The following is a 7,409-nucleotide window of genomic DNA, read 5'->3' on the forward strand; positions in this document are numbered from 1 at the left end:
CCCGCAGCGCGCCTCACCGACCAGCGTAAGACCGCCAAGATGTTCGACCAGGTCAACCGAGCCATCGCCCTTGCACAGCCTCCTTCCAAGGACGACCTGCCGGAAATGGAACGCGAGCAGCGCAAGACCCCGGTCAAGCGCGTGGCGCGTGTCGTGCAGCCCAGGCCGTCGGCGCTTGTGATCGAGGAGGAAGGCGATCTCGACTTCTGGAACGGCTTCGGTGGTTTTGCCCGCGACGGCCGCGAATATGTCGTCCGTCTTGCTGGCGGCACGGCAACACCGCAGCCCTGGATCAACGTGATCTCGAACGAGAAGTTCGGCTTCCATGTGTCTGCGGAGGGCGCGGGTTTCACCTGGAGCGTCAACTCGCGCGACTATCAGCTGACCTCCTGGTCGAACGATGCCGTCGTCAATCGCTCAGGCGAGGCGATTTACGTCACCGACCTTGAAAGTGGCGCTCTGATGACGCCATTTGCTGGGCTTTCGCAGCGGAGCGATGTCCGCTTTGAGGCACGCCATGGTCTCGGCTACTCCGTCTTCTCCAGCGAGCAGAACGATATCGCGCTCGAAGTGACACAGACGGTCGATCGCCTGAGGCCGGTCAAGCTGCAGCGCGTCCGGTTGCGCAACATGGGCACTACGGCGCGCAAGCTGCGGCTCTATGGCTATGTCGAGTGGGTTCTCGGCAACAACGCACAGCGCTCGGTGCCCTTCATCCTCTCATCCCGTGACGAGGAAACCGGCGCACTTCTTGCCGCCAACCAGTACAGCATCGACTTCTCGAACCGGGTATCCTTCTTTGCCGCCAGCGTGAAGCCGTCGAGCTTCACCACAAGCAGACGCGAGTTCATCGGCAAGGCCGGCACGATCCGGGCTCCGCAGGCGCTCAAGCCGCCCGTTGCGCTTTCCGGCGCCACGGAACTTGACGGCGACCCGGCAGCGGCTCTCGCAATCGATATCGAAATCGGTGTTGGCGAAGAGCGTGACGTCACGTTCTTCCTGGGCGACACGGCGTCGAGGCAAGAGGCCCAAACCTTGATCGCCGAGATCCGCAAGATCTCTGTCGAGGACACGGTTCAGGCAAACCGCGATTTCTGGCAGAGCTTTACGGGCAAGGTTCAGATTTCGACGCCGAACCAGGCCATGAACAATCTCGTCAATGCCTGGCTGCCCTATCAGAGCCTTGGCTGTCGCATCATGGCACGGTCGGCCTTCTATCAGGCAAGTGGCGCCTTTGGCTTCCGCGATCAGTTGCAGGATACGCTGGCTTTCGTGCTTCAGGAGCCATCGCTCGCGCGCAACCAGATCGTCAACGCTGCCTCCAGGCAGTTCCGCGAGGGCGATGTCCAGCATTGGTGGCTGCCGGGAACCGGCGCGGGTGTCCGTACATTGATTTCGGACGACGTGGTCTGGCTCGCCTATGCGATCCATCACTATTGCAGCGCAACGGGCGACAAGAGCGTGCTTGACGAGGAATTGCCGTTCCTCGAGGGCCCGGCGTTGCTCGAAGGCCAGCACGACTCCTTCTATCGTCCGGAAGTCTCGGACGACAAGGCCAGCATCTACGAGCATGCCGCCTTGGCACTTGATCTCGCGATCAAGCGCAAGGGCTCAAACGGGCTGCCGCTGATCATGGGCGGCGACTGGAACGACGGCATGAACCGCGTCGGCATCAACGGCCAGGGCACAAGCGTCTGGCTCGGCTGGTTCTTGGCAGGCGCGCTGCGGTCCTTCATTCCCTATGCGCAAGAGCGGGGCGACGGTGCTCGCGTCGAGCGCTGGACGAAACATCTCGGTGCACTGAAGGCCGCGCTCGAAAGTAAAGGTTGGGATGGCGGCTATTATCGCCGAGGCACATTCGACGACGGCAGCCTGCTCGGTTCGAAGGAAAGCCTGGAATGCCAGATCGATTCGATCGCGCAATCCTGGAGCGTGCTTTCCGGCGAAGGTAACCCGGATCACGCGGTCAAGGCCATGGACGCGGTTTTGAACCGCCTTGTGGACAAAGAAGCGCGAATCATCCGCCTATTTACCCCGCCTTTTGCCACGTCGATCAGGGATCCAGGTTATATCAAAGCCTATCCTCCGGGTGTTCGCGAGAATGGCGGCCAGTACACGCATGCGGCCACCTGGGTGGTTATGGCGCTTGCTGAGCTCAACCGGGGCGACGATGCAATGGCCTGCTTCGAACTCTTGAACCCGATCACCCATTCGCGCGACAAAGCTTCGGCCGAGCACTATCGAGTCGAGCCTTATACGGTGGCTGCCGACGTCTATGGCGAAGGTGCGCTCAAGGGCCGCGGCGGGTGGACGTGGTATACGGGTTCCGCGGGCTGGCTCTATCGGGCCGCAGTCGAAGGGATCCTCGGTATCCGTTTGAAAAACGGTCGGATTTTTGTTCGTCCGGCACTGCCGAGCGGTTGGGACGGCTTTTCGGCAGAGATTGAACACTCAGGTGTGAAATATCGCATTTCTGTCTCAAAATCGTCCCAACCGGACGGCTACACTGTGGTCATCAATGACAGCGAAGTCGCCACTCCCCATGAGGGATATTCGGTCGGATAGCAGCATTTTCGACGCTCACACTCCGGCGATTCGTTGCAGCCAAAAGGTGAAACTTTTTGGCTGCAACCGCGTTTGCAGATCGAAACAGGAGAAACATCATGGCGGCTACGCCGGAAAACGCCATCGGCGCTGAGCGCTTGCCTCAATCAGCAGTGCGACCGGCGCGCGACACGAGGCTTGATGTTCTGCGTGGCCTTGCCCTCATCACGATTTTCATCAATCATGTTCCCGGCCAGATATTCGAGTATGCGACGACGAAGAATTTCGGCTTCTCCGACGCCGCGGAAGCATTCGTGCTGATCTCGGGCATTGCGGTCGGACTGGCCTATGGCTCCGGCTTCAAGGTCGGCGGGCGACTAGACATGGCGAAGAAGGCGATCAAGCGTGCCTTCACCCTCTATCTCGCCCATATGATCACGACCTTCATAACGCTCGCGCTGTTCATTTGCGGCGCCTCGCTGTTCCACCGGCCGGGATTGCTCGTGGAAATCAATATCCTCGCCGTCTTGATGAACTTGACGCAGGGAATACCCGCTTTGCTTCTGCTCGGCCACCAGATCGGCTACAACAACATATTGCCGATGTACGGCGCGCTGATGCTCATGGTACCAGTCATCTTGCTTCTTTACTCGGCACATCCGCTTCTGGCGCTTGGTGTTTCGGGTGCTGTGTGGCTGTTTGCGGGCATCTATCAGATCGCGCCGCACAACATGCTCATCGCCGACTACTGGTTCCTCAATCCACTCTCGTGGCAGTTCTTGTTCACGATCGGCGCCGTCGGCATCATGCATGTCAAGCGTGGCGGCAAGCTGCCGGAGCACCCGATTTTGTTCGTGCTGGCTTCCGGCTACGTAGCGCTGTCCTTTGCTTGGGTTGTCGGTCACCTGTGGGACCTCGGCAATGTACTGGCAGCGCTTGGCATGCCGCCTGTCCTTACCGGTTTCGACAAGACTTTCCTGTCCCTGCCGCGGCTGCTGCATGTGTTGGCGCTCAGCTACCTCGTTATCAATATTCCCGTGCTGTCTCGTATCCTGCGCCGTCCGTCGGATCATCCGCTAACCATCATTGGCCGTCACTCGCTCAATATCTTTGTCGCAGGGACAATCCTTGCGATGGCGGGCCAAGTGCTGCTCTACATTACCAATCATGACCAGATGATCGGTGCGCTCTTTGTCGTCGCAGGCATCTCCGGTCAGTTTGCTTATGCCTACCACCTCGAGCGCAAACGCATCGACGGTACCGTGAAGGCCAGGTCGATGGGGCGTGGTGCTTCCGTTCCCGTCGCCGTCCGCGTCGGTGATGGCCGAAAGCTCTATCGCGACAAATAGCTCTCTCTTATGCGATATCAAAACCGGCTGGCGACACCGCCAGCCGGTTTTGATCAATCGGCTTTCGCCTGCAGTTCGGCCACCGGCCGGCAATTGATGATGGCGAGCCTGCCGTATCTATTCCCGCCCAGATGCAATTGCCCGAGGAGAAACTCATGGTCGACGAAAAGCAACTGATCGCCAAAATCACGTGGCGGCTCATGCCGTTCTTAGGCATTCTTTATCTCATCGCCTACATCGATCGCCAAAATGTCAGCTTCGCCAAGCTGGAAATGGTCGGAGCGCTTGGCATGAGCGAATATGCCTACGGCCTCGGCGCCTCGCTCTTCTTCATCGGTTATTTCCTGTTTGAAGTCCCGAGCAATCTGCTGCTCGAGCGGTACGGAGCCAGCAAATGGTTTGCGCGGATTTTGCTCTCGTGGGGCGCAGTTACGATTGCCCTGGCCTACACGCAGAATGCGACGATGTTCTACATTCTCCGCTTTCTTCTTGGCGCCTGCGAAGCCGGTTTCTTTCCAGGCGTCCTTTATCTGCTGACACTTTGGTATCCGTCCGCCTATCGCGGCACGATGGTCGGACTGTTCATGATCTTCAGCGCCCTTGCCAATGCCGTCGGCGCGCCGCTGGGCGGCATGCTGCTCGATCTCGACGGGCTTTATGGCATCGCCGGCTGGCAATGGGTGTTCATCGCGACGGGTATTCCCGCCGTCGTGGCAGGCGTGGTCACGCTGCTTTACCTGTCGGATCGCCCAGAGGATGCGAACTTCCTGAGCGATGCGGAGAAGAGCTGGCTCAAACGCAGGATTGAGGCGGAAAATGCAGACATGGACAAGAACGCGGAGAATGGCTTCAAGGCGCTCATCAATCCGAAGGTACTTCTGATGGCACTGTGCTACGTCGGCTTTCCTCTTGCAGCCTACGGCCTCAGCTATTGGCTCCCGACCATCGTCAAGGAATTCGGCGTCAGCAATACGGCCAACGGCTTTCTGAACATCATACCCTGGGTCCTCGTGGCGGTGGCGCTTTACATCGTCCCGTCGATGGCAGACAGGGCAGCTTCGAAGACGCCTTATATCGTTATTCCGGCAATGCTGGGCGCCATATGCCTTGTCCTTTCTGCTGTTATTCCGGACCATGGTGTCCAGTTCGCATTTCTCTGCATCGCTGCAGCGGGCATCTTCGCCGGCCAGCCGGTTTTCTGGAGCCTGCCGTCACGCTTTCTGAGAGGCGCTGGTGCGGCGGCCGGGCTCGCCGCAATCAACTCCGTCGGCAATCTCGGCGGCTTTGTCGCCCAGAACGTCGTGCCCTGGATCAAGGACAGTACGGGAAGCACGATTGCGCCGATGTTCTTTCTTGCCGCGTGCCTGGCTGCCGCCGCGCTGCTTGTGCTCGTGGTCGGACGCGTGATGTCGCGTACACAGATTTCTTCCGAAGAGAGCGGAACTGTGCAACAGCGCGCGCAATCCTAACAACGCAAGCCAAAGTCCCAGCAGAACCCGGCTGCTGGGACTGTGGCTTTAGGTCCGTTCAGTCGGTCACCAACGGCATTATTCCGCGAGAGAAGGTAAACGTTAACCAACACAAGCCTAACAGTCTGATGGAAACATGGATTGATTCGATGGCATCTTCTTTCGACACCCCTCTCGCCGCGCTGACCGCAAGCGAAATCGTGATATTTCCAAGCATCCCCCAGCCCGGCGATATCGAACGCTGCGCCGCGACGCTTGATGATTTGCATGGAGAACCGGCGGTCGCGTTCTGGAAAGCCGAGAGGCGTTTGCTGGCGGACGAGCTTGCGCGATGTGGATTGAGCGAGGAGATGAGCCGGGAGCGAGTCTGGTCTGTCAAGGCAGCGGGTCAAGCCGACCAAGTAGAGAGACATCAGTTGCGCGCTTTATCCGAAAGCCGCGCGCGGCAAGGCAGAAGTCGACGTCGCCTCTGACCCGATAAACCACCGCCGCAGCTGTCACAGCATCAGGGCAATGAGACCCGTCTGAGGTTACTCAGCCTATTTCGTTTCCCAGTTCGTCAGCCGTCACTGAACAAAGTCCAAACAAGGCCGAAGGTCGCACTGCTTTGCACGGCAAAGCTTCCCGATCGGTACGTTTTATCCCTGCCGAAGGACTTCCCGATCGGTAAGAAGCGCATTGAAAAACCCTCCTGAACGGTAAGCCCCACAGGAGACGCTGGATGATCAGATCTCACGCGATTTCAGGCCTGCGATCAGGAATAAGCGTAGTGCCCTCGGCTGGACCCAGACCGAGCGTTGCTCTGGCACGGGCGACGCTTCACGAACGTGAGGCTCATCGCCGTTGGCCGGACGAGGTCAAGGCGCAGATCGTGTCAGAGAGCTTGCGTCCGGGCGTGACTGTGAACGAAGGAGCGGAACGCCACGCTCTGAAGGCCAACCATCTTTCGTCCTGGCGAACACTGGCGCGACAGGTCAAAACCAGCTTGCCCTGAGCTGCAGGATGCCATGGAGTTCGCGGCAATGGTTGTCGAGACGGCTTTCCAGCTCGATGATCTCTTCGACACCGGGAAGATGCTGAGGAAGGGGGCCGCGATTGATCGCGCGCGGCCGGGTAATCCTGTTCCCGGCAGGAGCATCCGCCTCATCCTCAAGGAGTTCAAGTTAGAAAAGGCATGATATCTACGCCGTCACCAGGAAACACTGTGAGGTGCGGATGGTCCTGGAACATCCGTGCGGCGGCCTCAGCGGTTTCCGCTTCGACTACCAGCTAGCCGCAGAATGGCTTCCCGGCTTCGGCCACCCCGTCCTTTGTCACACGAGTTGTCTTGCCAACCAGACCACCGCGATCACGGATGAACGCAGCATTACGTTCCTCCCACGCCGCCCACTGTGGTATGCCCACAGCATCAACTGCATCCTGCTGGGCTTTAGGCAGGCTTCGAAACGATGCGAGGTCTTCGGGCTTCATAGTGTAAACGGCAAGAAATCGGGACATCGGCGTTACCTCCCTCGGCTTAGATGGCTATCAGTTTACATGCCGCGCGTCCGGGAAACACCCCTGGCAAGAGGTGGCGCGAGGCGTAGGACGGCGGCCGTAGGGGTATAGTTGGCATCCCCCGTCATGTCCTCCAGTGCTCGGCACTGCAAAAGGCAGCTCAGTCAATATGGAAGCGGGACACCGCTCTAATGTCCGCTGTCAATGATTTTGGCGCAGATAACCACCCGCTCGAACGAACGGCCGAGGATGATAGTCGCGCATCGGTGGAGGCGGAACTCAAGGACGTCGTTGATCAAGCTCTGATGCGCGGGTTGGCTACCGCCTATCCGAGCAACCCTCGGAAGACCAGTGCAGGGCGAGCCACCTCAGGCACGAACTCGGATATACGGTCTTGGGTGCATTCCGGCAACGATCTCACTTGCAGCGCATCCCGAATTTCTAACCCGACAAACAGGCCGGAAGGTACCCTCCGCCCTCTCAATTTCGATTCTCGAAGATGGTTAGGCGGACTCGGTGGTATGCGGCTTGCGGCGTTCCTCAGCCGAGA

At 59.0% G+C, this 7,409-nt stretch carries 5 protein-coding genes and 2 pseudogenes; 6 read left to right on the plus strand and 1 reads right to left on the minus strand.

The annotated features are described in order from the left end of the window. The 6 genes and pseudogenes from C9413_RS24530 to C9413_RS24555 form a co-directional block, all read left to right on the plus strand. A pseudogene (locus C9413_RS24530) lies at window positions 1-2,565 on the plus strand (protein ndvB); the annotation flags it as partial. Window positions 2,566-2,663: 98 nt separating this feature from the next. Further along, a complete protein-coding gene (gene opgC, locus C9413_RS24535; protein ID WP_039846478.1) occupies window positions 2,664-3,893 on the plus strand; it encodes an OpgC domain-containing protein in 1,230 nt (409 codons plus the stop codon). 155 nt (window positions 3,894-4,048) lie between these two features. Further along, window positions 4,049-5,362 carry an MFS transporter gene (locus tag C9413_RS24540; protein WP_039846477.1) on the plus strand — a complete coding sequence of 438 codons (1,314 nt, stop codon included), beginning with the start codon at window positions 4,049-4,051 and terminating at the stop codon, window positions 5,360-5,362. Between the two features lie 149 nt (window positions 5,363-5,511). Next, window positions 5,512-5,835 (plus strand): DUF6074 family protein, encoded by a 324-nt coding sequence (locus C9413_RS24545; protein ID WP_170251015.1) that lies wholly within the window; start codon window positions 5,512-5,514, stop codon window positions 5,833-5,835. A 248-nt stretch (window positions 5,836-6,083) separates the two neighbouring features. After that, on the plus strand, window positions 6,084-6,356 hold the full coding sequence (locus C9413_RS24550; protein ID WP_082046583.1) for a transposase: 273 nt from the start codon (window positions 6,084-6,086) through the stop codon (window positions 6,354-6,356). 13 nt (window positions 6,357-6,369) lie between these two features. Beyond that, window positions 6,370-6,540, plus strand: a complete 171-nt coding sequence (locus C9413_RS24555; protein WP_170251016.1) for a hypothetical protein — start codon at window positions 6,370-6,372, stop codon at window positions 6,538-6,540. On the opposite strand, the pseudogene C9413_RS24560 reads toward C9413_RS24555, so the two are convergent. Further along, window positions 6,521-6,859, minus strand: a pseudogene (locus C9413_RS24560) (hypothetical protein). The gene C9413_RS24555 and the pseudogene C9413_RS24560 overlap by 20 nt on opposite strands. Window positions 6,860-7,409: the final 550 nt, after the last annotated feature.

Source organism: Rhizobium sp. SEMIA 4085, assembly GCF_013004495.1.
GTDB classification, from domain to species: Bacteria; Pseudomonadota; Alphaproteobacteria; order Rhizobiales; family Rhizobiaceae; genus Rhizobium; species Rhizobium gallicum.

What these genes read in the sequence shown, in the direction of transcription:
- C9413_RS24540 (WP_039846477.1), top strand. Translation starts at nt 4,049, where the DNA reads ATGGTCGACGAAAAGCAACTGATCGCCAAAATCACGTGGCGGCTCATG.
- opgC (WP_039846478.1), top strand. Translation starts at nt 2,664, where the DNA reads ATGGCGGCTACGCCGGAAAACGCCATCGGCGCTGAGCGCTTGCCTCAA.
- C9413_RS24555 (WP_170251016.1), top strand. Translation starts at nt 6,370, where the DNA reads ATGGAGTTCGCGGCAATGGTTGTCGAGACGGCTTTCCAGCTCGATGAT.
- C9413_RS24550 (WP_082046583.1), top strand. Translation starts at nt 6,084, where the DNA reads ATGATCAGATCTCACGCGATTTCAGGCCTGCGATCAGGAATAAGCGTA.
- C9413_RS24545 (WP_170251015.1), top strand. Translation starts at nt 5,512, where the DNA reads ATGGCATCTTCTTTCGACACCCCTCTCGCCGCGCTGACCGCAAGCGAA.